We start from the raw sequence: 876 nt of genomic DNA, 5'->3' as shown, positions 1-876 counted from the left end.
ACACCGACCGACAGGAGAAGGGGCGTGGCACCGAGTACCCCGGGGTACTCGGTGCCACGCCCCTTCTCGTTCGCAGTTCGCAGTTCGCAGCTCACCATTCGCCGTTCGCCGCACGCTGGCCGGCCGAAAGCCGCGGCCCCCGAGAGGGCCGCGGCCGCCGTCACTCCGCGAACGCCGCCAGGTGCTGGGTGAACCCGCCCTGGTTCGGCGGCAGCGGCCGCGGTTCGAGGGGCGGCACCCGCTCCGGCTCCTCCGGCGACAGCACCGTCAGCTCCGGCTGCTCCACGCCCTCGGCCGCCCCGCTGAGCCGGACCCGGGTGCCCACCGGCACGGTGGAGCGCAGGCCGCTGACGATGCACCAGACGTCGAAGCCCTCGGACATCCGGATCAGCGACTTCTGCCGGGCCAGCGGCGTACGGGCCTGCTCGACGGCGCACCGCCGCACCACCCCGGTGCCCTCGCTGCGCTCCAGCCGCAGCTCGGTCGAGCCGCAGGTGGGGCAGAGCAGCCGCTGGAAGGTCGGATTGTGGCACCAGTCGCAGCGCTGGAAGTACAGCGGAGCGCTCTCGGTGTCGGCGTCGATGGCTGAGTGGACCACGGTGTCATCTCCCTGCGTTTGTACGGGCCCGGTGCTACGGCTACCGCCAAAAAGAGGATAGGGAACTCAGTGCCGCTCTGTGAAGGCACTGAGTTCCCTTTTCCTTGTGCACGTGCATAATGAAGGGTACTGAGTACCGTCGTGAACGTCGTGAAACAGGAGTGGCCGCTCATGAGCCAGGACTTCGATCTCTTCCGGATCTCCGAGGAGCACGGGATGCTCCGTGAGGCGGTGCGTTCGCTGGCGGAGGCGAAGATCGCTCCGTTCGCGGCGGAGGT

1 protein-coding gene is annotated in these 876 nt (G+C 68.9%); it reads right to left on the bottom strand.

Annotation, left to right across the window (positions count from 1 at the left end; translation table 11 throughout):
• Positions 1 to 160 precede the first annotated feature (160 nt).
• Complete coding sequence (locus tag ADK60_RS23800; RefSeq protein WP_052709767.1) at positions 161 to 598, bottom strand: PhlB family protein; 438 nt, start codon at positions 596 to 598, stop codon at positions 161 to 163.
• Positions 599 to 876 lie beyond the last annotated feature (278 nt).

It is taken from the genome of Streptomyces sp. XY431 (genome assembly GCF_001279805.1).
GTDB classification, from domain to species: Bacteria; Actinomycetota; Actinomycetes; order Streptomycetales; family Streptomycetaceae; genus Kitasatospora; species Kitasatospora purpeofusca.
The sequence above is the reverse complement of the archived record's forward strand: the minus strand, read 5'-3'. Positions and strand labels throughout refer to the sequence as shown.